The organism is Streptomyces sp. NPDC059832 (genome assembly GCF_042731715.1).
Lineage (GTDB): Bacteria > Actinomycetota > Actinomycetes > Streptomycetales > Streptomycetaceae > Streptomyces.
Genome location: NZ_JBHWIY010000004.1, coordinates 504,835 through 525,901, shown reverse-complemented (window position 1 = coordinate 525,901; position 21,067 = coordinate 504,835). Strand labels below are relative to the sequence as shown.

Genomic DNA, 21,067 nt, shown 5'->3' with positions numbered 1-21,067 from the left:
AACATATCTGGCGTTGACTTTTGGCACGCTGTTGAGTTCTCAAGGAACGGACGCTTCCTTTGTACTCACCCTCTCGGGCTTTCCTCCGGGCTTTTCCCTTCGGTCTTGCGTTTCCGACTCTATCAGACTCTTTCGCGTCCGATTCCCGGTCGAAGCGGGGTGTGCTTTCCAGTTCTTCGCTTTCGCGCTTCCCTTTCCGGCGAGTCCGACTCTATCAGATCCTTTCGGGCCTGATTCCCAGTCAGCGGGGTTTGTCTTCCCGGCTGTTGGGCCGTTCCGACGAGTGAGACTTTAGCGGAATCCTGGGCCCCGACGCTAATCGGGGTCGCGCTCCTTCGAACGCAGATTCCTCATTTCGCAAATACGCACAGAAAGTCCGGCGACAGATGTCGCTGACTAGATGTGGTCACTGCGGAATGGCTGTCCGGGGACCGACCGGAGTCGGCGCTCACGTCGGACAACTCGGAGCACATTACGGATCCGGGCAGGCCGTGTCAACCTCGGGCCGGGGCGGGTCCTGGTGGAAGGCCAGGCGGTAGTCGCGGGGGCTGGTGGAGAGGTGGGTGGCGAAGTGCTGGCGCATGGTGATCTCGCTGCCGAAGCCGGTGCGGCGGGCCACCTCGGGGAGGGGGAGGTCGGTGCGTTCCAGGAGCTTCTGGGCTGCGGCGATGCGTTGGGTGATCAGCCAGCGCAGTGGGGTCGTACCGGTGGAGGCCTGGAAGTGGCGGGCGAAGGAGCGGGGGGACATTCCGGCGTGGGCGGCGAGGTCGGCGACCGTGTGGGGTTCGGCCAGATGGGCCAGGGCGAAGGCCCGTGCCGCGGCGAGGGTGTCCGCGTCGCGATCGGCGCGGGGGGTGGGGTGCTCGATGAACTGGGCCTGGGTGCCGGTGCGGAACGGGGCCTGGACCATCGAACGGGCGATCGTCGCCGCGGTCTCGGCTCCGTGGGTCGTGCGGACGAGGTGGAGGCAGAGGTCGATGCCGGCCGCGGTGCCCGCCGACGTCCAGATGTTGTCCTCGTGGAGGAAGAGGGCGTCCTGGGTGACCTTCACCTGAGGGTGGCGGGTGCTCAGGAGGTCGGTGAGGTTCCAGTGGGTGACCGCTCGGCGGCCGTCCAGGAGGCCGGCCTGGGCGAGCGTGAAGGCTCCGCCGCACAGTGAAGCGATCGGGGCGGCTCGGGCGTGGGCGCGGCGGAGGGCTTCGAGCACCGGGGCGGGGGCCGGTGTCACGTGGTCGTCCAGGCCGGGGACGACGATCAGGTCGGCACGGGCGAGCCAGGCGAGGGTGCGGTCGGGGGTGAGGGAGAGGCCGCCGCGCAGGGCGATGGGGCCCGGTTCCGCGGCGGTGCGGCGCAGGTCGAAGGGCGGGACGCCGCGGTCGGTGCGGTCGACGCCCCAGACCTCCGTGATGACCGAGACGTCGAAGGCACGGATGCCGGGGAAAGCGACGAGTGCGATGCGGGTGGGCTCGGGGGAGGTCGCCATGGTGGCAGTAAAGCATCGATCGATGGCTTTTTGACCTCTGGGGCGTGGGGTCGCCGGACGGCAGGATCGTTCGCATGGAGATCGCAGGGAACGCAGCGCTGATCGTGGTGGACGTACAGGCGGGCTTCGAGGAGGAGGCGTACTGGGGGCCGCGGAACAACCCCGCGGCCGATCGGAACATCGCGGGGCTGATCGATGCCTGGCAGGCGAGCGGGCGCCCCGTGGTGTTCGTACGGCATGACTCGCTCACGCCTGATTCGCCCTTGCGGGTGGGGCAGCCGGGGAACGGCTTCAAGGGGTATGTGGAGGAGCGGCGCGGAAAGGGCGGTGGGCCCGAGCTGTTGCTGACGAAGAGCGTGAACTCCGCCTTCTACGGGACGCCGGACCTCGCGGCGTGGCTGGACCGGAGCGGGGTCCGGCAGTTCGTGGTGGCCGGGATCCAGACCAATATGTGCGCGGAGACGACGGCGCGGATGGGCGGGAACCTCGGGTACGAGGTGTTCTTCGCGCTGGATGCCACGCACACCTTCGACCTGGCCGGGCCGTGGGGGTGGACGCTGGGCGCGGACGAGCTGGCGCGGGCCACCGCCGTGTCGTTGCACGGCGGTGGGTTCGCGAAGGTGGTGCGCAGTGCGGAGCTGATCGCTGCCGCCGAGTAGCTCAGCCGTTGCCGGAGGCCAGTTCGCGGCTGCGGTCGCGGGCGGCTTCGAGGGCGGCGATGAGGGCGGCTCGTACGCCGTGGTTCTCCAGCTCGCGGATGGCGCTGATGGTGGTGCCGGCCGGGCTGGTGACGGCTTCGCGCAGCTTGACGGGGTGTTCGCCGCTGTCGCGGAGCATCACGGCGGCGCCGATGGCGGCCTGGACGATCAGCTCGTGGGCCTGGGCGCGGGGCAGGCCGAGCAGGATGCCGGCGTCGGTCATCGCCTCGACGAGGAAGTAGAAGTACGCGGGGCCCGATCCGGACAGGGCGGTTGCCGCGTCCTGCTGGGACTCGGGGACGCGGAGGGTCTTGCCGACGCCGCCGAAGATCGCCTCCGCGGCGGCGAGGTGGTCGGTGGTGGCGTGGCTGCCGGCCGAGATGACGGACATGCCCTCGTCGACGAGGACGGGGGTGTTCGGCATGACGCGTACGACCGGGGTGTTCGCGGCGAGGCGGTCCTCGATGAAGGCGGTCGTGATGCCCGCGGCGGCGCTGATGACCAGGCGGTCGGGGGTGACGTGCTCGGCGAGTTCGTCGAGGAGCCGGCCCATGTCCTGGGGCTTGACCGCGAGGATGAGGATGTCGGCGCGCTTGGCGGCTTCGGCGTTGCTGACTGAATCGACGCCGTAGCGGTTGTGGAGTTCCTCGGCGCGCTCGGAGCGGCGGGTGGTGACCAGCAGGTTCGCCGGGCGCCAGCCCGCCCGGATCATGCCGCTGAGCAGGGCCTCGCCGATCTTGCCGGTGCCGAGGACTGCGACTGTCTGGGTCATGTGGTTCACCCTCCGGGCGGTGCTGACGGTTCTCGGTGCTCGTGTCCGCCATCCTCGCACCGGCCCGTCAGGCGGTGCGGCGGCGGAGCGTGGCGGCGCCGAGGGCGAGGACGAGGAGGGCGCAGCCCGCCACGATCAGGACGTCGCGCACGAAGTCGCCGGTGATGTCGGTGTGGCGCAGGACCTCGTTCATGCCGTCGACGGCGTACGACATGGGCAGGGCGTTCGAGATCGCTTCGAGGACGGGTGCCATCCGGTCGCGGGCGATGAACAGTCCGCAGAGCAGGATCTGCGGGAAGATCACGGCGGGCATGAACTGGACGGCCTGGAACTCGGACGCTGCGAAGGCGGAGACGAACAGGCCCAGCGCCGTGCCGAGCAGGGCGTCGAGCAGGGCGACCAGGAGCAGCAGCCACGGGGAGCCGGTGACGTCCAGGCCCAGCGCCCAGACGGAGAGCGCGGTGGCCAGGAGGGACTGGACGATCGCCACGGCGCCGAACGCGAGGGCGTAGCCGGCGATCAGGTCGCCCTTGCCGAGCGGCATCGCGAGGAGGCGTTCGAGGGTGCCCGAGGTGCGTTCGCGCAGGGTGGCGATCGAGGTCACCAGGAACATCGTGATCAGCGGGAAGATGCCGAGGAGCGAGGCGCCGATGGCGTCGAAGACGCGGGGGCTGCCGTCGAACACGTACCGCAGCAGCGTGATCAGCACGACCGGGATGAGGAGCAGCAGTGCGACGGTGCGGGCGTCGTGGCTCAGCTGGCGCAGCACCCGGGCGGCGGTGGCGAGGGTGCGGGCCGGGCTCAGGGGTGGTGCGGCCGGGCGGGGGCGGCTCCGGAGCGCGGGCTGCGGGGTCGGGGTCGGGTGCGTGCTCATAGGGAGGGCTCCTGGCGGGTGGCGGCCTGGTCGACCAGGTGGAGGAAGGCCTCTTCGACGGTGTCCGCGCGGGCGTCGGCGCGCAGTGCCTCGGGGGTGCCGTCGGCGAGGATCTCGCCCTCGCGCATGAGGAGCAGGCGGTGGCAGCGCTCGGCCTCGTCCATGACATGGGAGGAGACGAGGAGCGTGGTGCCGTGGTCGGCGGCGAGGCGGTGGAAGAGGTTCCACAGGTCGCGGCGGAGCACGGGGTCCAGGCCCACGGTGGGTTCGTCGAGGACCAGGAGTTCCGGGGTGCCGAGCAGGGCCACGGCAAGGGAGGCGCGGGCGAGCTCGCCGCCGGAGAGGGTGCCCGCGAGGTCGTCGGCGTGGCCGGTCAGGTCGACCTCGGCGATGGCGCGGGCGACGGCGGCCCGGCGGGCGTCCCGCGGTCGGCGGCCCGGCCGGAGGATCGCCGCGAAGTAGTCGAGGTTCTGCCGGACAGTCAGGTCGGTGTAGACGGACGGGGCCTGGGTGACGTACCCGATGCGCGGGCGGAGAGTGGGGTGGCCCGCGGGGCTGCCGAGCACGTCGAGGGTGCCGGTGACCTTGGCCTGGGTGCCGACGACGGCACGCATCAGGGTGGATTTGCCGCAGCCGGAGGGGCCCAGGAGGCCGGTGATCCTGCCGGGTTCGACGGTGAAGTCGAGGTCGCGGAGGACGGTGCGGTCGCCTCGTACGACGGTGAGGCCGCGGGCCTCGATGGCGAAGCCCGGAGAATTCATCATGTGATGAATTTTGATCCTGACGGTGGCTGCCCGTCAAGAGCGCTGTGCGGTCCGGCCTGTGGGGCGGCGGGGGTCCGTGCGGCGCGGCGTGGTGCGTGGTGTGGGCGCAGGCGGTTGGGGGCGCGATCGGACGGGGGCATTCCACCTCTTTGTGCTTCCGCGACCATCAGCCGGTTCCGGATCCGGGCCGGGCATTCAACTCCCGTAAAGGACAATGAATTTCACCGTCCCTCGGTACCCATGCATCTCCCTGTCCATGACGTGTCCGTCAGTCGATGGAGGTGCTTCTCGTGCGTGGTTTTCCGAACTTCCCGAGCATTCGGCCCATTCCGATATCGCGAGCCGACTTCGCCGCTTCGCTCGTCGTCTTCCTGGTCGCCCTGCCGCTGTGCGTGGGGGTGGCCGTCGCCTCCGGGGTGCCGGCCGAGCTGGGCCTGATCACCGGGATAGTCGGCGGGCTCGTCACGGGCCTGCTCCCGGGCAGCAGTGTGCAGGTCAGCGGGCCCGCCGCCGGACTGACCGTGCTCGTGTACGAGGCGGTGCACAGCTATGGGGTCGGCGCCCTGGGGGTGCTGGTGCTGGCCGCCGGGCTGGTCCAGGCGGGGCTGGGGGTGCTGCGGCTCGGGCGGTGGTTCCGGGCCGTGTCCGTAGCCGTGGTGCAGGGGATGCTCGCCGGGATCGGCCTGGTGCTGGTCGTGGGGCAGCTGTACGTGCTCGCCGGCGCGGCGGCGCCCGGTTCCATGGGGCAGAAGCTCGGCGGGCTGCCGCGGCTGGTGCTCGGTACGGGAGTAACGGCCAGCGCGGTCGCCGTCGGGGTCGGGACGCTCCTCGTACTCACGCTGTGGCCGAAGTGGCGGCGGGCAGCCCGGATGGTGCCCGCGCCCCTGGTGGCGGTGGGACTGGCGGCCGGGGCGACCTGGCTGTTCGACCTGCCCGTGCGGCGGGTGGCGGTGGGCGGGCTGCTGGATGCCGTGCGGCCGCCGGGGCCCGGGGACTGGGCGCGGCTCACGGAAGTGGGTGTCATCGGCACCGTCCTCACGTTCGCGCTGATCGCGTCGGCCGAATCGCTGTTCAGCGCGGCGGCCGTGGACCGGCTGCATGACGGGAAGCGGACGGACTACGACAAGGAGCTGATCGCGCAAGGAGCGGGCAACGCGGTCTGCGGACTGCTCGGCGCGCTGCCGATGACCGCGGTGATCGTGCGCAGCGCGGCCAATGTCCGGGCCGGGGCGAGGACGAAGGCGTCGCGGGTGCTGCACGGGGTGTGGCTGTTGGTCTTCGCGGCTGTGCTGCCGAGCGCCCTCGGGGTGATTCCGGTGGCGGCGCTGGCAGCGGTGCTGCTGCATGCGGGCTTCAAGCTCGTTCCCGTACGGGCGTTGATGCCGCTGTGGCGTGAGCATCCTGGGGAGGCGGTGGTGCTCGTGGTGACGGCGGGGACGATCGTGGCGACAAGTCTCTTCGAGGGGGTGCTGGTGGGTCTGCTGCTGGCCGTCGCCAAGACCGCCTGGGACATCAGTCATGTGCACGTCGAGACGCACGAGGGCGACGACGGGACGTTACGGGTACGGGTGGCGGGCCACGCCACGTTCCTGCGGCTGCCGAAGCTGCTGGACGCGCTGGACGGCCTTCCGCACGACCGGGCCGTCGTGCTGGACCTCACCGGGCTGCACCACACCGACCACGCGTGCGCCGCGGCCCTGGAGGGCTGGGCCGCGGAGCGGGAGGCGCGCGAGGCGCTTCGGTGTGCGGATCAGGAGCGCGGCGGGGGTGAGGCCGGGGACGGGCCCGGACGGATCGCCACGCTCAGGTCGACCACGTAACTCTCCTCGACCGTGCCGCCCGGGAAGAGCTCCGCCAGTCGGTCGCGCTCCTCGGTGAGGAATCGGTGCGTGGGTTCCTCACCGAGGACGAGGAAGGCGGAGTGGCTGCCGAGGTTGGCGAGGTGAGTGTCGAGGGACACCCGTCGGCTCCAGGGCACCCGGCGGTACGCGAAGTGGAGCCCGGACGTCAGGTCGCGGGGGCGGACGGGCGAGCCGTGGGCGGAGTCGCCGGCGCCGAAGAAGCGGCGGAGGCGGGCGTCCTGCTCGGCGATCCAGGGGACGGAGTGGTCGGAGACGTTCCACCAGAGGGCGAGTGCGCCGCCGGGGCGCAGGACGCGCAGGGCCTCGGGGGTGGCGCGGCTCCGGTCGGTCCAGTGCCAGGACTGGGCATATGTGATCAGGTCGGCCGATGCGGTGGCGAGGGGGAGGCGGTTGCCGTCGCCGCGCACGATCGGCACGTACGGGAGTGCCCGGTGCAGTTCTTCCGCCATGCCGGGGCCCGGTTCGACTGCGGTGACCCGGGCGCCCCGGTCCTGAAGGAGTCGGGTGGAGATGCCCGTGCCCGCACCGACGTCGATGGTGCGGGCTCCGCGCAGGGGGCGGCCGGCCAGTTCCTCGACGGTGTCGAAGAGTGCGGGCGGGTAGCCGGGGCGGGCCGCGGCGTACTGGGCGGCTGCGCGGTCGAAGGAGAGGGCGCGAGGTGGAGCCGGGGTGGCGGATGAGGAGGTGCGCGACCGGGAATCGGAGTCGGAGTCGGAAGGGAGCATGGGGTCATCGTGGCCCGCACGGGGGGCCCTGCGCCGGTGCTCGCGGGTACTTGACCCGCGCTTGTGGGGCCCTACTTGCGCTTGGGGCGCTTGCCCTTGCCGGTCCTGCGGGCCGCCGGGTTCCCGGTGCGGGCCGAGCGGCGCTTCTCGTAGCGGGCCAGGGCCGTCTCGTACTCCGTGCGGTGCAGTTGCTCGCCCGGCGCCTCCCGGAACGTACGGAGGAAGTACGCGATCAGCGAGCCGACGAAGCCGATCGTCTTGAGACCGCGCAGATTGGCCTCGCGCGCCGGGTCGGCGGGGCGGCGGCTGAACCCTTCCCAGGTCTTGCGGAAGGCGATGGCGCTGCAGATGGCGAACATCAGGACGACCAGAATGCCGACGAAACCGCCGACGTCGGCGATCTGCAGTCCCTGGTAGGCGAAGCGGAGCACGAAACAGGCGGCGACCGCGGCGGCCAGGGAGCCGACCGCGGCACCGGCGCGGCGCAGCCCGTAGCCCCCACTGTGGTCGACCCAGGTCGTACCGAAGAAGCGCAGGGGCTCGGGCTGCGGGCCGGGCGTGGTGGAGCCGGGCGTGGCGCCGGCGACGGGGGCTTCGCTGTTCTCGCTCACGAAGTCGATTATCCCCGGGCGGCCGGGGTCCCGGACGCGCCGGTCGCGATCCCGGCCGCCGTCCCGGTCAGTCGCAGCGCGGCGCGATGTAGCCGTCGCTGCCCGTGTGGACGTAGGCGTCCGCCACGAACTGGCCGTTGGCGATGTTGTCCCAGAGGTTCGAGGTGCCGTACGGGCCGGTGACCCGCTCCCCCGGCTTCTGGCAGTAGACCGGCACCTTCATTCCGTACGGGAGGGTCCTGACGATCCCGTACTTGGTGCCCGGTCCCGTGCGGACGTTGACGCGGTAGCCGGGCGCGATCGGATACCTGGTGACGTCGTCGTTCCCGGCGAGCGTCTCCACGTCCTCGGTGACGTCGGTGACATCGGCTGCGGCGGTCGTGCCGCCGGTGTGCTCGTCCATGGCCATGAGGCCCTCCCCCGTCGAGAGATGGTGTGTACGACGTGTACGACGCGCAGGCTACAAGCCCCGTCCGGATCGCACGCACCATCGACTAGGCTCCGTGCGTCGCGCTTGCGGACGAACACACGGGGGTGGGCGATGCCGCCGCTGCGAGGTACCGGAGCCAATCCGGAAGCGGAGCATCCGGAGTACGCCGGGCAGTACCGTCTTGAGGCACGTCTCGGCGCGGGCGGCATGGGAGTCGTGCACCTGGCGCGCTCCGCCTCCGGGCTGCAGCTGGCCGTCAAGGTGGTGCACCAGCAGTACGCGGCGGACCCCGAGTTCAGGGCACGTTTCCGGCAGGAGGTCGGGGCGGCCAGGCGGGTCAGCGGCGCCTTCACCGCATCGGTCGTCGACGCCGATCCGGATGCCGTACGGCCATGGATGGCCACCCTGTACGTGCCCGGTCCCACGCTCGCCGACCAGGTGAAGCGGAACGGGCCGATGGCCCCCGCCGAACTGCGCAGGCTGACGGCGGGACTCGCCGAGGCGCTGCGCGACATCCATCGGGCCGGGGTGATCCACCGCGACCTCAAGCCGAGCAATGTGCTGCTCTCCGACTCCGGGCCCAAGGTCATCGACTTCGGGATCTCCCGGCCGTACGACAGCGATCTGCGCACCGAGACCGGCAAGTTGATCGGCTCGCCGCCGTACATGGCGCCCGAGCAGTTCCAGCGACCGCGCGAAGTCGGGCCCGCCGCCGATGTGTTCGCCCTGGGGGCCGTGCTCGTCCACGCGGCGACCGGCCGGGGGCCCTTCGACTCGGACAGTCCGTACATCGTGGCCTACCAGGTGGTGCACGACGAAGCCGATCTGGCGGGGGTGCCGGCGGACCTGGCTCCGCTGATCGGGCAGTGCCTGGCGAAGGACCCCGCCGGGCGGCCCACCCCGGACGAGATCATGACGACGCTGCGCCCGCCCTCGTACGACGCCGCCGCGTTCATACCGTCGCAGCGGCGGCCGGTCACCGCCGCGGCCCCCGTCCCGGAGACCGGGGCGGACGCGGGGGCGGCGGCCGACGCGGACACGCATGTGGGCGCGGGCGCGGCGGCGCGGGGCAGGAAGGCGGCCGGGGACGGCGGCGGCAGGCGGCGGTGGCTGGCGGCCTCCGCGGCGCTGCTGGTCATGGGGGCCGGCGGGGTGTGGGCCGTCGGCGCGGGGGGCGACCTCGGCGGCTCGGGCGGGACCGGTGAGCCGGGCGGGACGAAGGGGGCGGCGCAGGCGTTCGGCCCGTGGCGGATGTCGTTGCGGACCGCCGGCAGGGCGACGCCGGTCTGTTCCCCGGTGGACGGCTCCGGGGAGTCCGGAAAGGAGGCGTCCGACCGGTCCGCGGCTCTGTACTGCGCGGCGGGCGGTGTCGGTGTCGCCCGGCTGGACCCGGCGGACGGCCGGGTGCTGTGGTCCCGTCGCCCGGCGGGGGACAGCCCGACGGTCGGCGTGGTGTCGGTCTCCGGCGGTCTGGTGCACACGGCGGTGCCGGGCGGGAAGCTCCGGGCATACGACCCCACCAAGGGCGAACAGGTCTGGGACGCGGACCTCTCCCCGTACCTGGGCACCCCCTTCGACGCGGGTGACACGCTGCTGCTGGTCGCCGAGGACGGCACGACCGAGGCGCTCGACTCCGCGACCGGTGTCTCCCTCTGGCGGCATCCGCTCGCCGGGCACCGGCGCCCGGACTACGCGCTGTACGACGGCAGGACCGGGCTGGCCTACGCGTTCGAGCACTCGGCCTACGGGTCCACCACACTGGTCACGGCCGTCGACGCCGCGACCGGGCGCACCGCGTGGCAGCGCAGGCTGGACGGGATGCTGACCCCGGTGGGGACCTCGGACGGCGCGCTCGTCCTGACGGCCATGAACGGGGACGCCCAGACCGTCGGGCTCGTCCGCTACGAACCGGGGACGCGGCGGGTCGTACGGATGGCGCTGCCGTTCCGGATGAATGAACCGGAGGTCGTGCTGGGCGGGGACACCGCCTATCTGCTGGCGCACGGCGGGACGCTGGTCGCCGTCGACACCCGCCCGGCCGACGGCGGCAGGACGGTCCGCTGGCAGCTGGAGACCGCTGCCGGGCGAACGTCCGCGCCCGTCCTCGCCACCGGGAACCGGCTGTACTTCTCGACGGCGGACGGGCGGCTGCTGGCCGTGGACACCGAGCACGGGAAGCTGCTGGGGCAGACGGGCCCACGGCTGCGGAACGGGCGGCTCACGTACTCCTCGGCGCTGCCCGCCCCCGTCGCCGCCGGCCGGACCGTCTTCGGAACCGCGCCCGACGGGTCCGTGTTCGCCGTGGACGGACAGGACCCCGCTCGCTGGTGAGCGCGAGCGGGGTCCTCGTCGGTCGGCGCGTCGTCCGGCGCGTCGGTCGGCGCGTCGGTCAGCCGAGCTTGGACACGTCGCGCACCGCGCCCCGGTCGGCGCTCGTCGCCATCGCCGCGTAGGCGCGCAGTGCCGCCGAGACCTTGCGCTCGCGGTTCTTCGGCGCGTAGACGCCGTTCAGCGCCTCGCGGCGGGTGGCCAGCTCGGCCTCCGGGACGAGGAGCTCGATCGAACGGTTCGGGATGTCGATCCTGATCCGGTCGCCGTCCTCGACCAGCGCGATCGTGCCGCCCGACGCGGCCTCCGGCGACGCGTGGCCGATGGACAGACCCGACGTACCGCCGGAGAAGCGGCCGTCGGTCACCAGGGCGCAGCTCTTGCCGAGACCGCGGCCCTTGAGGAAGGAGGTCGGGTAGAGCATCTCCTGCATGCCGGGGCCGCCGCGCGGGCCCTCGTAGCGGATGACGACGACGTCGCCGTCCTTGATCTCCTTGCGGAGGATCTTGTCGACGGCCTCCTCCTGCGACTCGCAGACGACCGCCGGGCCCTCGAAGGTCCAGATCGACTCGTCGACGCCCGCCGTCTTGACGACACAGCCGTCCACGGCGAGGTTCCCCTTGAGGACCGCGAGGCCGCCGTCCTTGGAGTACGCGTGCGCCACGTCGCGGATGCAGCCGCCGGCCGCGTCCAGGTCGAGGGTCTCCCAGCGCTCGGACTGCGAGAAGGCGGTCGCGGAACGGACGCAGCCGGGGGCCGCGTGCCACATCTCGACGGCCTCCGGCGACGGCGAGCCGCCGCGGATGTCCCAGTTCTTCAGCCACTCGGCGAGGGAGTCGGAGTGGACCGAGTGCACGTCCTCGTTGAGCAGGCCGCCGCGGTGCAGTTCGCCCAGGATGGCGGGGATGCCACCGGCCCGGTGCACGTCCTCCATGTAGTACGTGCCGCCGGGGGCGACGTTGGGCGCGACCTTCGACAGGCAGGGGACGCGGCGCGAGACCTCGTCCATGTCGCCGAGGTCGTAGTCGAGCTCCGCCTCCTGGGCCGCGGCCAGCAGGTGCAGGATCGTGTTGGTGGAGCCGCCCATCGAGATGTCGAGTGCCATGGCGTTCTCGAACGCGGCACGGGTGCCGATGGAGCGGGGCAGGACCGAGGCGTCGTCCTGCTCGTAGTAGCGCCTGGTGATCTCGACGACCGTGCGGCCGGCCTCCTCGTACAGCGCCTTGCGGGCGGTGTGCGTGGCGAGGACGGAGCCGTTGCCGGGGAGGGAGAGGCCGAGGACCTCGGTCAGGCAGTTCATCGAGTTGGCGGTGAACATGCCGGAACAGCTGCCGCAGGTGGGGCAGGCGTTCTCCTCGATGCGGAGGATGTCCTCGTCGGAGATGCTCTCGTCGACTGCGTCGCTGATGGCGTTGACCAGGTCGAGCTTGCGGACCGTGCCGTCGACGAGGGTGGCCTTGCCGGCCTCCATCGGGCCGCCGGAGACGAAGACCGTCGGGATGTTGAGGCGCATCGCGGCCATCAGCATGCCGGGGGTGATCTTGTCGCAGTTGGAGATGCAGATCAGCGCGTCCGCGCAGTGCGCCTCGACCATGTACTCGACGGAGTCGGCGATCAGGTCGCGGGAGGGGAGGCTGTACAGCATCCCGGCGTGGCCCATCGCGATGCCGTCGTCGACGGCGATGGTGTTGAACTCGCGGGGCACGGCGCCCGCGGCCTTGATGGCATCGGAGACGATCCGGCCGACCGGGGCCAGGTGCGTGTGGCCGGGGACGAACTCGGTGAAGGAGTTGGCGACCGCGATGATCGGCTTGCCGATGTCCTCGCTCGCTACGCCCGAGGCCCGCATGAGGGCGCGGGCGCCCGCCATGTTGCGGCCGTGAGTGACAGTGCGGGACCTCAGCTGGGGCATCGTCTCTCGCTCCTTCGACGTTAAAGACTGTCTCCGAGCGTACGCCTCCGACTCCAAGATCTGGACACAGTGTCCGAAATGCGGGATGAATTGCTCGGTGGGTGGGCGGGCCGGCGGCGTGCGCGATTCCGTGGGGCTCGGGGGCCCTCAGGCTTCCGTCAGGTAGCGCTGCAGGGTCGGTGCGACCATCCCGACGATCTTCTCGGGGTCCGCCGAGGCCAGCGGTTCCGCCCGGATCACATAGCGGAGCATCGCGATCCCGATCATGTGCGAAGCCGCCAGCTCCGCGCGGAACGTGGCGTCCGGTACGTCGAGTGCCTCCGCCACGCGTTCCAGGAGCCGGCGCAGGACGAAGCCCCGGAGGACCTTCGCCGCCGCCTCGTGCGTCAGCGCGGATCGCATGATCGCCAGCAGCGGGGCCCTGGACGCCGGGTTCTCCCACACGGAAATGAAGTAGCGGGCCAGCCGCTCCCCCAGGCCGTCCGTGCCGTTGCCGAGGACGGCCGGGAGCACCAGGGCCGGCTCGAAGGAGAGCTCGATCGCGGCCGCGAAGACCTCGTCCTTCGTACCGAAGTAATGGTGGACCAGGGCGGAGTCGACGCCCGCCGCCTTGGCGATGCCCCGGACCGACGTCTTGTCGTAGCCGCGCTCCGCGAATTCGGTGCGGGCGGCCTCCAGGATGCGGGTGCGCGCGTCGGGGCCGGTGGGGGCGGCGGTACGGGAGGGACGGCCGCGACGCTTGGGTGCGGGGCCGCCGGTGGGGCCGGTGGGGTCCGAGTGGCCGCCGGGGTCCGAGTGCCCGCCGGGGTCCGAGTGGCCGCCGGTCATGGGCGCGGCGCGCGGATCGGGGACGACGCCAGGTGGAGCCGGGTGAAGGCCAGCGCCTCCGCCAGGTCGGCCTCGCGTTCGGCGGTGGACATGGCACGGCGGGTGTTGACCTCGATGACGACATGGCCGTCGAAGCCGGTGCGGGCCAGGTGCTCCAGGAGTTCGGCACAGGGCTGGTCGCCCCGGCCGGGCACCAGGTGCTCGTCCTTGTTGGAGCCCTTGCCGTCGGCGAGGTGGATGTGGGCGAGCCGGTCGGCCATCCGCTCGACCATCGCCATGCCGTCGGTGCGGGCCGTCGCGGTGTGCGAGAGGTCCACGGTGAAGTGGCGGTAGTCGTCGTTGGTGACGTCCCAGTCGGGGGCGTACGCGAGCATCTCGCGGTCCCGGTAGCGCCAGGGGTACATGTTCTCGACGGCGAACCGCACATCGGTCTCGTCGGCCATGCGCCAGATCCCGGTGACGAAGTCGCGCGCGTAATTGCGCTGCCAACGGAACGGCGGATGGACCACCACCGTCGTCGCCCCGAGCTTCTCCGCCGCGGCGCGGGCCCGCTGGAGCTTCACCCAGGGATCGGTGGACCAGACGCGCTGCGTGATCAGCAGACAGGGCGCGTGGACGGCGAGGATCGGAACCTGGTGGTAGTCCGAGAGCCGTCGCAGCGCCTCGATGTCCTGGCTGACGGGGTCCGTCCACACCATGACCTCGACGCCGTCGTAACCGAGGCGCGCGGCGATCTCGAAGGCCGTCGCCGTCGACTCCGGGTAGACGGAAGCCGTCGACAGGGCGACCTTCGCATCCGGGATGCGCACCACTGGTTCTGCCACTGGGCCAGCGTACGGGCAGTGGTACGCCGCGCCGAGGGATCCCGGCGGAAAGTGAGCAGGGCCATGGCGGACTTCCGGCCACCCGGCGGCACTCGGCCCGGCGCACTCAGCCCAGCGCGGCCCGCTCCGCCGGCAGGTGGTCCAGGCGGCGCAGGATGACGCCCTCGCGCAGCGCCCAGGGGCAGATCTCCAGCTCCTCGACCCCGAACAGATCCATCGCTCCCTCCGCGACCAGCGCCCCGGCGAGCAGCTGCGCGGCCCGGCCCTCGGAGACGCCGGGCAGATCGCCCCGCTGCTCGACGGTCATCGCCGCCAGCTTCGGCACCCACTCCTCCAGCGCCTTGCGGGTGAGGCCGCGCTGCACGTACAGGCCCTCGGCGGAGCGCGCGGCGCCCGCGATCCTGGCGAGCTGCCTGAAGGTCTTGGACGTGGCCACGACATGGTCGGGGCGCCCGAGGCGGGTGAACTCCCCGACGCTGCGGGCGATCCTGGCCCGGACATGGCGGCGCAGCGCCTTCACCTCGGCCGGGTCCGGCGGATCGCCCGGCAGCCACCCCGCGGTGAGCCGGCCGGCCCCGAGCGGCAGCGACACCGCGGCGTCCGGCTCCTCGTCCATGCCGTACGCGATCTCCAGCGAACCGCCCCCGATGTCCAGGACCAGCAGCCGTCCCGCCGACCAGCCGAACCAGCGGCGCGCGGCGAGGAAGGTGAGCCGGGCCTCCTCGGCGCCGCTGAGGACGGCGAGGTCGATGCCCGTCTCGTCGCGCACCCGGGCGAGCACCTGGTCGGCGTTGCTCGCCTCCCGTACCGCGGACGTGGCGAACGGCAGGACGTCCTCGCACCCCTTGTCCTCGGCGGCCTGGAGCGCGTCGGTGATCGTCGCCACGAGCCGGTCCACACCGTCGGGGCCGATCGCCCCGTCCTCGTCGAGGAGTTCGGCCAGGCGGAGCTCCGCCTTGTGCGAATGCGCGGGCAGCGGGCGCGCGCCGGGGTGCGCGTCCACCACCAGCAGATGCACCGTGTTCGAACCGACGTCGAGGACTCCGAGTCTCATACCCGGAACGCTACCGGGACCGCGGACCCGGGCCGACCAGTGATCGGAACCGCGGACTCGGGGCCGGCCGCCTTACTCTTGGCGCGTGCCAAAGACGAAAAAGGCGAAGCCGGGCAAAAACACGAAGAAGCAGGGAACGAAGCAGGAGATGCGGCAGCAGGAAGTGAACGGACCGAACCGGTCCGAGGACGAGACGGGGATCGACTTCGCGCGCGCCTGGGTGGAGTTCCCGGACCCCGCGGACGAGGAGCAGATCTTCCGCTGCGACCTGACCTGGCTGACCTCCAGGTGGACCTGCATCTTCGGCAGCGGCTGCCAGGGCATCCAGGCGGGCCGTGCGGACGACGGGTGCTGCACGCTGGGCGCGCATTTCTCGGACGAGGACGACGAGAAGCGGGTGGCGAGCCATGTCGAACGGCTGACCCCCGATCTGTGGCAGTTCCACGACGTCGGCACCGGTACCGGCTGGGTCGAGGTCGACGACGACGGGGAGCGCCAGACGCGGCGCTGGAAGGGTTCGTGCATCTTCCAGAACCGGCCCGGATTCGCGGCGGGCGCGGGCTGCTCCCTGCACATCCTGGCGCTGCGGGAGGGCAAGGAGCCCCTGGAGACCAAGCCGGACGTCTGCTGGCAGCTGCCGGTCCGGCGTACGTACGACTGGATCGACCGGCCCGACGACACGCGGGTGCTCCAGGTGTCGATCGGCGAGTACGACCGCAGGGGCTGGGGCCCCGGCGGTCACGATCTGCACTGGTGGTGCACCTCGGCGACCTCGGCGCACGGGGCCGGGGAGCCGGTGTACGTCTCGTACCGGCCCGAGCTCACCGAGATGATGGGCAAGGAGGCGTACGAGCGGCTCGTCGAACTGTGCGAGGAGCGGCTGTCCTCGCTGCTGCCGATGGCACCGCACCCGGCGGATCCGGTCGATCCGGCGTGACCACTGTGACGACCGGGGCGACCGGGGCGTGAATCCCGGGCGGGGTGGGGCGGCCGGGCCCGGCGGCCGGGCGCGGGCCGCGGACGGCCCGGTTCAGCCCGTCGCGCCCTGCCCCGGGTCGGTGGGGGTCGTGGAGTCGGACGGGTCCGGGGACGGCGACGGGTGATCGGTCGGGTCCGTCGGTGACGGTGTGGGGTCGCTCGGGTCGGGTGTCGGGTCGGTGGACGGTGTGGGACCCGGCGAGGACGTGGGCGGGCCGGGGGTGGCGGAGGGTTCGGCCGGGTGCCCCGGGCCGCCGGGCGAGGGCGTCGCCCCGTGCCCCCGGATCACCACCGCCGAGCCCGACGGGGCGAGGGCGATGCGCGCGCTCCACGGGCCGCCCGGTTCCCGCCAGTGGTCGACGAGGACGCGGACCGTGATGCTCTCGCCCGCGGCGAGCGTGCCCGAGGAGCGGCTCAGCCGGACCCAGGACACGTCCGCGCGGGCCGACCAGGCGACGGGCGCGCCGCCCGACGCGGTCAGCCGGATCAGGGTGGTGCCGCCGGAGGAGCGGGCCTCGACGGTGAGCCCGCCGGCGCCGTCCCGGCCCGGACCCGAGCTGATCACCTCCGCCGAGACGTCCGGGGCGCGGCCGTCCTCGAAGCGGGCGCCGGGCTCGGGGCGGGCATTGCCCGCGTTCTCGTAATGGCCGTCCGCGGTGCCGTCGGGTCCGTGCCGGGCATCGGTCTCGGTGGCGGTGACCGACGAACCCTCGTGGCCCTCGCCGGTCTGCGGGGCGCCGCGGTAGGCGGTCCACAGCGCGATCACCGGGGCGGCGACGACCGTGGCCACCACCGTCGTCGTCACGACCCTGGCCCGCAGCCGGTCCCGGCGCGCGGCGTGGTCCTTCGGGTCCATGGGGAAGCCCGCCCGGTCGAAGCGCGGGCCGCCGGAGCGGTTGCGCTGGGCGTGGACCATCGCGACGTACGCCGAGGGCCGGGGCGCCTCGACGACCGGCAGCGCGGCGGCCGGGGTGACCGCGGCGCCGGGCCACGGGCCCTCGGCCCCGGCCCGTTCGGCGGCCCTGCGGCAGCGGGGGCAGTCGTCGACATGGCGGACGAGTTCGCGGCGCAGGGCGGCGGAGAGCAGAACGCGGTGTTCGCCGGTGAGCCGGGCGACGATGGGGCAGTTGCCGGTCTCGACGACGGCGAGGGCGGCGCGGGTGCGTTCCACCTCGCAGGCCGCGGCGGCCAGGAGCTCACGGGTGGCCGCCGGTTCGAGGCCCAGGACGGAGGCGACGGCGCGCGGGGCGAGGCGGTGGCGGACCGCGAGTTCGAGTGCTTCGCGCTGCTCGGGGGTGGTGCCCGCGGCCTCGGGCCAGGCCAGCTGGGCGAGCTCACGGCGGTGCGCCTCGTCGGCGGCCTCGGTTTCGGGGGCGCGGGCCGGGCCGACGGGGGCGCCGCCCGGCGTGAACCCGGCGGGGGCAGAGGTCTTCGCCGCGACGGCGGGGGGCGTACGGCGTCCCGCGCGCGCCCCCTGGATGGCCGTTCCGCCCGGCTGCTTGCCCGGAGGCCCGCCCGCCCGCCTCGTCTCCTGCTTCGACGGCTTCGACGGTGCCGCCTGCTTCGAGGAGAGTCGCCCCGGCTGCTTCCCGGCCTTGTGCCGGTGCGCCTGACGGCCCTGCTTCTGCTCGGTGAGCTTGCGCAGGCACATCCATCTGGCCAGCGCGTACAGCCAGGATTTACGTTCCTCCTCGCCCGCCGGGCACCGGCCGCCCTGCCGTTCCGCAATCGCGAGCACACCGCCGAGCGCCTCGGTGGCGGCGTCGTGGTCGCAGAGCACGGAGAGGCAGTAGGTGAACAGGCCGTCGAGATGCGGTTCGTAACGGGCGGGTGGCCGACGCGGCGAAGAGGGCGTCGAGAGGCGGGGCGCACTGCGCCGCGCCCGGTGTGCGCCGGTGGTGTGCGTGGGGGGCTCCAGACCGCTGCTCGTCACCTTGCGACCGTAGGCAGCACAGGGCACACCTTTAGCTCCCCTTGAGCACTTTTAACCCTTACGGGTGAACGTATCCCTCAAAAGAGGACAGGAATTCCCGATTCCACCGGAAGCGCCCCGGCGCTCACCCGGAAGTTCCCCGGCCTCCGGAGGGCGCGCACCCGCCACCGGGCGCCGCCGCCGGACCGCGCCGGGCGGCACTGTCGTACCCCACCTATACGGTTGCGCCATGGCTGCCCGTACGAAATCCGCGAAGGACCGGCCGTCCTACCGCTGCACCGAATGCGGCTGGACGACCGCCAAGTGGCTCGGCCGCTGCCCCGAATGCCAGGCGTGGGGGACGGTCGAGGAGTTCGGCGGCGCCCCCGCCGTGCGGACCACCGCGGCCGGCCGGGTCAGTACCGCCGCGCTCCCCATCGGCCAGGTCGACAGCCGGCAGGCCACCGCCCGGTCGACCGGCGTCAGCGAGCTGGACCGGGTGCTCGGCGGCGGTCTCGTCCCGGGCGCCGTGGTGCTCCTCGCGGGCGAACCGGGCGTCGGCAAGTCGACGCTGCTGCTGGACGTCGCCGCCAAGGCGGCGAGCGAGGACCACCGCACGCTCTACGTCACCGCCGAGGAGTCCGCGAGCCAGGTGCGGCTGCGCGCCGACCGGATCCGGGCGATCGACGACCATCTGTACCTCGCCGCCGAGACCGACCTGTCCGCGGTCCTCGGCCATCTGGACGCCGTCAAGCCCTCGCTCCTCGTCCTCGACTCCGTGCAGACCGTCGCATCGCCCGAGATCGAGGGGGCGCCGGGCGGCATGGCGCAGGTCCGGGAGGTCGCCGGGGCCCTCATCCGGGCCTCCAAGGAGCGCGGCATGTCGACGCTCCTGGTCGGCCATGTCACCAAGGAGGGGGCAATCGCGGGGCCCCGGCTGCTGGAGCATCTCGTCGACGTGGTGCTGTCCTTCGAGGGCGACCGCCATGCCCGCCTGCGGCTCGTACGGGGCGTCAAGAACAGGTACGGCGCGACCGACGAGGTCGGCTGCTTCGAGCTGCACGACGAGGGCATCACCGGCCTCGCCGACCCCTCCGGGCTGTTCCTCACCCGGCGCGACGAGCCCGTGCCCGGCACCTGCCTGACCGTCACCCTGGAGGGCAAGCGTCCGCTCGTCGCCGAAGTGCAGGCGCTGACGGTCGATTCCCAGATCCCTTCGCCCCGGCGCACCACCTCGGGCCTGGAGACCTCCCGGGTGTCGATGATGCTCGCGGTCCTGGAGCAGCGCGGCCGGATCAGCTCGCTGGGCAAGCGGGACATCTACAGCGCGACGGTCGGCGGTGTGAAGCTCTCCGAGCCCGCCGCGGACCTCGCCGTCGCGCTGGCCCTGGCCAGTGCCGCGAGCGACACCCCACTGCCCAAGAACCTGGTGGCGATCGGCGAAGTGGGCCTCGCGGGCGAGGTCAGAAGGGTCACGGGGGTCCAGCGCAGGCTGGCCGAGGCGCACCGCCTGGGCTTCACGCACGCGCTGGTTCCGACCGACCCGGGGAAGGTCCCGGCCGGTATGAAGGTCACAGAAGTCGCCAACATGGGCGATGCGCTGAGAGTCCTCCCGCGCCGGTCTCGTGCACAGGCCCCCCAGGAGGAGAGCGCACGCCGGTAGACTTTGCCCTGGTCTCGCCCGTCCGTACGAACGGTACGAGGGACGTAAGGGCACCGCAAACCTGTGACCGGAGGAGTGCAGTGGCAGCCAACGACCGGGCAGCATCGCCCGGAAAGTCCGGCCAAGGCACCGGTAATGAGGCGCTGATGCGCGCCTCGCTGAGCGCCGTGGCGCCCGGAATGGCGCTGCGGGACGGCCTGGAGCGCATCCTCCGTGGCAACACCGGCGGGCTGATCGTGCTCGGCATGGACAAGACCGTCGAGTCGATGTGCACCGGCGGATTCGTGCTGGACGTGGAGTTCACCGCGACGCGCCTGCGTGAGCTGGCCAAGCTCGACGGCGCGCTGATCCTCGACAAGGACATGACCAAGATCCTGCGCGCCGGCGTGCAGCTGGTGCCGGATGCCTCCATCCCCACCGAGGAGACCGGCACCCGCCACCGCACGGCGGACCGGGTCTCCAAGCAGTGCAACTTCCCGGTCGTCTCGGTCTCGCAGTCGATGCGCCTGATCGCGCTCTACGTGGACGGGGAGCGCCGGGTCCTGGAGGAGTCCGCCGCGATCCTCTCCCGCGCCAATCAGGCACTCGCCACCCTGGAGCGGTACAAGCTCCGGCTCGACGAGGTCGCGGGCACGCTCTCCGCGCTGGAGATCGAGGACCTGGTGACGGTCCGGGATGTCACGGCCGTCGCACAGCGGCTGGAGATGGTCCGCCGGATCGCGACCGAGATCGCGGAGTACGTGGTCGAGCTGGGCACCGACGGCCGGCTTCTCTCCCTCCAGCTCGACGAGTTGATCGCGGGCGTCGAGCCGGAGCGCGAGCTGGTCGTGCGCGACTATGTGCCGGAGCCGACCGCGAAGCGGTCCCGTACGGTCGCCGAGGCGCTGACCGAGCTCGACGCGCTCTCCCACACCGAACTGCTCGAACTCGCGGTCGTGGCACGGGCCCTGGGCTACAGCGGCTCGCCCGAGACGCTGGACTCGGCGGTCTCGCCGCGCGGCTTCCGGCTGCTGGCGAAGGTACCGCGGCTGCCCGGGGCGATCATCGACCGGCTGGTGGAGCACTTCGGCGGTCTGCAGAAGCTGCTCGCCGCCAGCGTGGACGACCTCCAGACGGTGGACGGCGTCGGCGAGGCGCGGGCGCGCAGCGTGCGCGAGGGCCTGTCACGGCTGGCCGAGTCGTCGATCCTCGAACGGTACGTGTAGAGCCGGTTCGTGCAGAGCCGGTACGCGCAGAGCCGGTACGCGCCGCGGCGCGCAGGACGATCGGGGCCCGGGAGACCGGGCCCCGCCGTTTCTCCGGGCCCGCCCCGGCGCTCGCGCGCTCGGCCCTTCGCGAGGACGTCAGTC

At 72.4% G+C, this 21,067-nt stretch carries 18 protein-coding genes; 6 read left to right on the top strand and 12 right to left on the bottom strand.

Annotated features, from left to right (window positions below; translation table 11 throughout):
- Positions 1-472: 472 nt before the first annotated feature.
- Positions 473-1,483 carry a GlxA family transcriptional regulator gene (locus ACFV8T_RS10185; RefSeq protein ID WP_385326223.1) on the bottom strand — a complete coding sequence of 337 codons (1,011 nt, stop codon included), beginning with the start codon at positions 1,481-1,483 and terminating at the stop codon, positions 473-475.
- A gap of 74 nt (positions 1,484-1,557) precedes the next feature.
- Between ACFV8T_RS10185 and ACFV8T_RS10180 the strand changes: the two genes are divergently transcribed.
- Positions 1,558-2,142 carry a cysteine hydrolase family protein gene (locus ACFV8T_RS10180; protein WP_385326222.1) on the top strand — a complete coding sequence of 195 codons (585 nt, stop codon included), beginning with the start codon at positions 1,558-1,560 and terminating at the stop codon, positions 2,140-2,142.
- A gap of 1 nt (position 2,143) precedes the next feature.
- Here ACFV8T_RS10180 and proC read toward each other — a convergent pair whose 3' ends face one another.
- The 3 genes from proC to ACFV8T_RS10165 all read right to left on the bottom strand — a co-directional run bounded on the left by proC (position 2,144) and on the right by ACFV8T_RS10165 (position 4,591).
- The gene (gene proC, locus ACFV8T_RS10175) at positions 2,144-2,953 is read right to left on the bottom strand and encodes a pyrroline-5-carboxylate reductase (protein ID WP_385326220.1); all 810 of its coding nucleotides are present in this window, start codon (positions 2,951-2,953) and stop codon (positions 2,144-2,146) included.
- Positions 2,954-3,020: 67 nt separating this feature from the next.
- Positions 3,021-3,827 carry an ABC transporter permease gene (locus ACFV8T_RS10170; RefSeq protein WP_385326218.1) on the bottom strand — a complete coding sequence of 269 codons (807 nt, stop codon included), beginning with the start codon at positions 3,825-3,827 and terminating at the stop codon, positions 3,021-3,023.
- Positions 3,824-4,591 (bottom strand): ABC transporter ATP-binding protein, encoded by a 768-nt coding sequence (locus tag ACFV8T_RS10165; protein ID WP_385326216.1) that lies wholly within the window; start codon positions 4,589-4,591, stop codon positions 3,824-3,826. Before ACFV8T_RS10165 ends, ACFV8T_RS10170 begins: the two co-directional genes overlap by 4 nt.
- 275 nt (positions 4,592-4,866) lie before the next feature.
- Between ACFV8T_RS10165 and ACFV8T_RS10160 the strand changes: the two genes are divergently transcribed.
- Positions 4,867-6,411: a SulP family inorganic anion transporter gene (locus ACFV8T_RS10160; RefSeq protein ID WP_385326214.1), complete on the top strand. Its 1,545-nt coding sequence runs from the start codon at positions 4,867-4,869 to the stop codon at positions 6,409-6,411.
- Here the strand turns inward: ACFV8T_RS10160 and ACFV8T_RS10155 are convergent.
- The 3 genes from ACFV8T_RS10155 to ACFV8T_RS10145 form a co-directional block, all read right to left on the bottom strand.
- Complete coding sequence (locus ACFV8T_RS10155) at positions 6,342-7,178, bottom strand: class I SAM-dependent methyltransferase (RefSeq protein WP_385326213.1); 837 nt, start codon at positions 7,176-7,178, stop codon at positions 6,342-6,344. The genes ACFV8T_RS10160 and ACFV8T_RS10155 overlap by 70 nt on opposite strands.
- A gap of 71 nt (positions 7,179-7,249) precedes the next feature.
- Positions 7,250-7,789: a hypothetical protein gene (locus tag ACFV8T_RS10150; protein ID WP_266417804.1), complete on the bottom strand. Its 540-nt coding sequence runs from the start codon at positions 7,787-7,789 to the stop codon at positions 7,250-7,252.
- Positions 7,790-7,856: 67 nt separating this feature from the next.
- Positions 7,857-8,198, bottom strand: a complete 342-nt coding sequence (locus tag ACFV8T_RS10145) for an SH3 domain-containing protein (RefSeq protein WP_266417802.1) — start codon at positions 8,196-8,198, stop codon at positions 7,857-7,859.
- A 132-nt stretch (positions 8,199-8,330) separates the two neighbouring features.
- Here ACFV8T_RS10145 and ACFV8T_RS10140 point away from each other — a divergent pair, with 132 nt between their 5' ends.
- Positions 8,331-10,550 (top strand): serine/threonine-protein kinase, encoded by a 2,220-nt coding sequence (locus tag ACFV8T_RS10140; protein ID WP_385326211.1) that lies wholly within the window; start codon positions 8,331-8,333, stop codon positions 10,548-10,550.
- A 58-nt stretch (positions 10,551-10,608) separates the two neighbouring features.
- On the opposite strand, the gene ilvD is transcribed toward ACFV8T_RS10140, so the two are convergent.
- The 4 genes from ilvD to ACFV8T_RS10120 form a co-directional block, all read right to left on the bottom strand.
- A complete protein-coding gene (gene ilvD / locus ACFV8T_RS10135; RefSeq protein ID WP_385326209.1) occupies positions 10,609-12,459 on the bottom strand; it encodes a dihydroxy-acid dehydratase in 1,851 nt (616 codons plus the stop codon).
- Between the two features lie 147 nt (positions 12,460-12,606).
- On the bottom strand, positions 12,607-13,287 hold the full coding sequence (locus ACFV8T_RS10130; protein ID WP_385326208.1) for a TetR family transcriptional regulator: 681 nt from the start codon (positions 13,285-13,287) through the stop codon (positions 12,607-12,609).
- Positions 13,284-14,111 (bottom strand): sugar phosphate isomerase/epimerase family protein, encoded by an 828-nt coding sequence (locus ACFV8T_RS10125; RefSeq protein WP_385326206.1) that lies wholly within the window; start codon positions 14,109-14,111, stop codon positions 13,284-13,286. Before ACFV8T_RS10125 ends, ACFV8T_RS10130 begins: the two co-directional genes overlap by 4 nt.
- 106 nt (positions 14,112-14,217) lie before the next feature.
- The gene (locus ACFV8T_RS10120) at positions 14,218-15,165 is read right to left on the bottom strand and encodes a Ppx/GppA family phosphatase (protein WP_385326205.1); all 948 of its coding nucleotides are present in this window, start codon (positions 15,163-15,165) and stop codon (positions 14,218-14,220) included.
- Between the two features lie 85 nt (positions 15,166-15,250).
- Here ACFV8T_RS10120 and ACFV8T_RS10115 point away from each other — a divergent pair, with 85 nt between their 5' ends.
- Positions 15,251-16,102, top strand: coding sequence for a hypothetical protein (locus ACFV8T_RS10115; RefSeq protein ID WP_385326203.1), 852 nt, complete (start codon positions 15,251-15,253; stop codon positions 16,100-16,102).
- 93 nt (positions 16,103-16,195) lie between these two features.
- Here the strand turns inward: ACFV8T_RS10115 and ACFV8T_RS10110 are convergent, their stop codons facing one another.
- Positions 16,196-18,076 carry a hypothetical protein gene (locus ACFV8T_RS10110; RefSeq protein ID WP_385326202.1) on the bottom strand — a complete coding sequence of 627 codons (1,881 nt, stop codon included), beginning with the start codon at positions 18,074-18,076 and terminating at the stop codon, positions 16,196-16,198.
- A gap of 229 nt (positions 18,077-18,305) precedes the next feature.
- Here ACFV8T_RS10110 and radA point away from each other — a divergent pair, with 229 nt between their 5' ends.
- The gene (radA, locus tag ACFV8T_RS10105; protein WP_385326201.1) at positions 18,306-19,718 is read left to right on the top strand and encodes a DNA repair protein RadA; all 1,413 of its coding nucleotides are present in this window, start codon (positions 18,306-18,308) and stop codon (positions 19,716-19,718) included.
- Positions 19,719-19,798: 80 nt separating this feature from the next.
- Complete coding sequence (gene disA / locus ACFV8T_RS10100) at positions 19,799-20,923, top strand: DNA integrity scanning diadenylate cyclase DisA (protein ID WP_266731937.1); 1,125 nt, start codon at positions 19,799-19,801, stop codon at positions 20,921-20,923.
- Positions 20,924-21,067: the final 144 nt, after the last annotated feature.

Coding starts and splice junctions, on each gene's coding strand:
- ACFV8T_RS10185 (WP_385326223.1), bottom strand. CDS start 1,483: ATGGCGACCTCCCCCGAGCCCACCCGCATCGCACTCGTCGCTTTCCCC.
- ACFV8T_RS10180 (WP_385326222.1), top strand. CDS start 1,558: ATGGAGATCGCAGGGAACGCAGCGCTGATCGTGGTGGACGTACAGGCG.
- proC (WP_385326220.1), bottom strand. CDS start 2,953: ATGACCCAGACAGTCGCAGTCCTCGGCACCGGCAAGATCGGCGAGGCC.
- ACFV8T_RS10170 (WP_385326218.1), bottom strand. CDS start 3,827: ATGAGCACGCACCCGACCCCGACCCCGCAGCCCGCGCTCCGGAGCCGC.
- ACFV8T_RS10165 (WP_385326216.1), bottom strand. CDS start 4,591: ATGATGAATTCTCCGGGCTTCGCCATCGAGGCCCGCGGCCTCACCGTC.
- ACFV8T_RS10160 (WP_385326214.1), top strand. CDS start 4,867: ATGGAGGTGCTTCTCGTGCGTGGTTTTCCGAACTTCCCGAGCATTCGG.
- ACFV8T_RS10155 (WP_385326213.1), bottom strand. CDS start 7,178: ATGCTCCCTTCCGACTCCGACTCCGATTCCCGGTCGCGCACCTCCTCA.
- ACFV8T_RS10145 (WP_266417802.1), bottom strand. CDS start 8,198: ATGGCCATGGACGAGCACACCGGCGGCACGACCGCCGCAGCCGATGTC.
- ACFV8T_RS10140 (WP_385326211.1), top strand. CDS start 8,331: ATGCCGCCGCTGCGAGGTACCGGAGCCAATCCGGAAGCGGAGCATCCG.
- ilvD (WP_385326209.1), bottom strand. CDS start 12,459: ATGCCCCAGCTGAGGTCCCGCACTGTCACTCACGGCCGCAACATGGCG.
- ACFV8T_RS10130 (WP_385326208.1), bottom strand. CDS start 13,287: ATGACCGGCGGCCACTCGGACCCCGGCGGGCACTCGGACCCCGGCGGC.
- ACFV8T_RS10120 (WP_385326205.1), bottom strand. CDS start 15,165: ATGAGACTCGGAGTCCTCGACGTCGGTTCGAACACGGTGCATCTGCTG.
- radA (WP_385326201.1), top strand. CDS start 18,306: ATGGCTGCCCGTACGAAATCCGCGAAGGACCGGCCGTCCTACCGCTGC.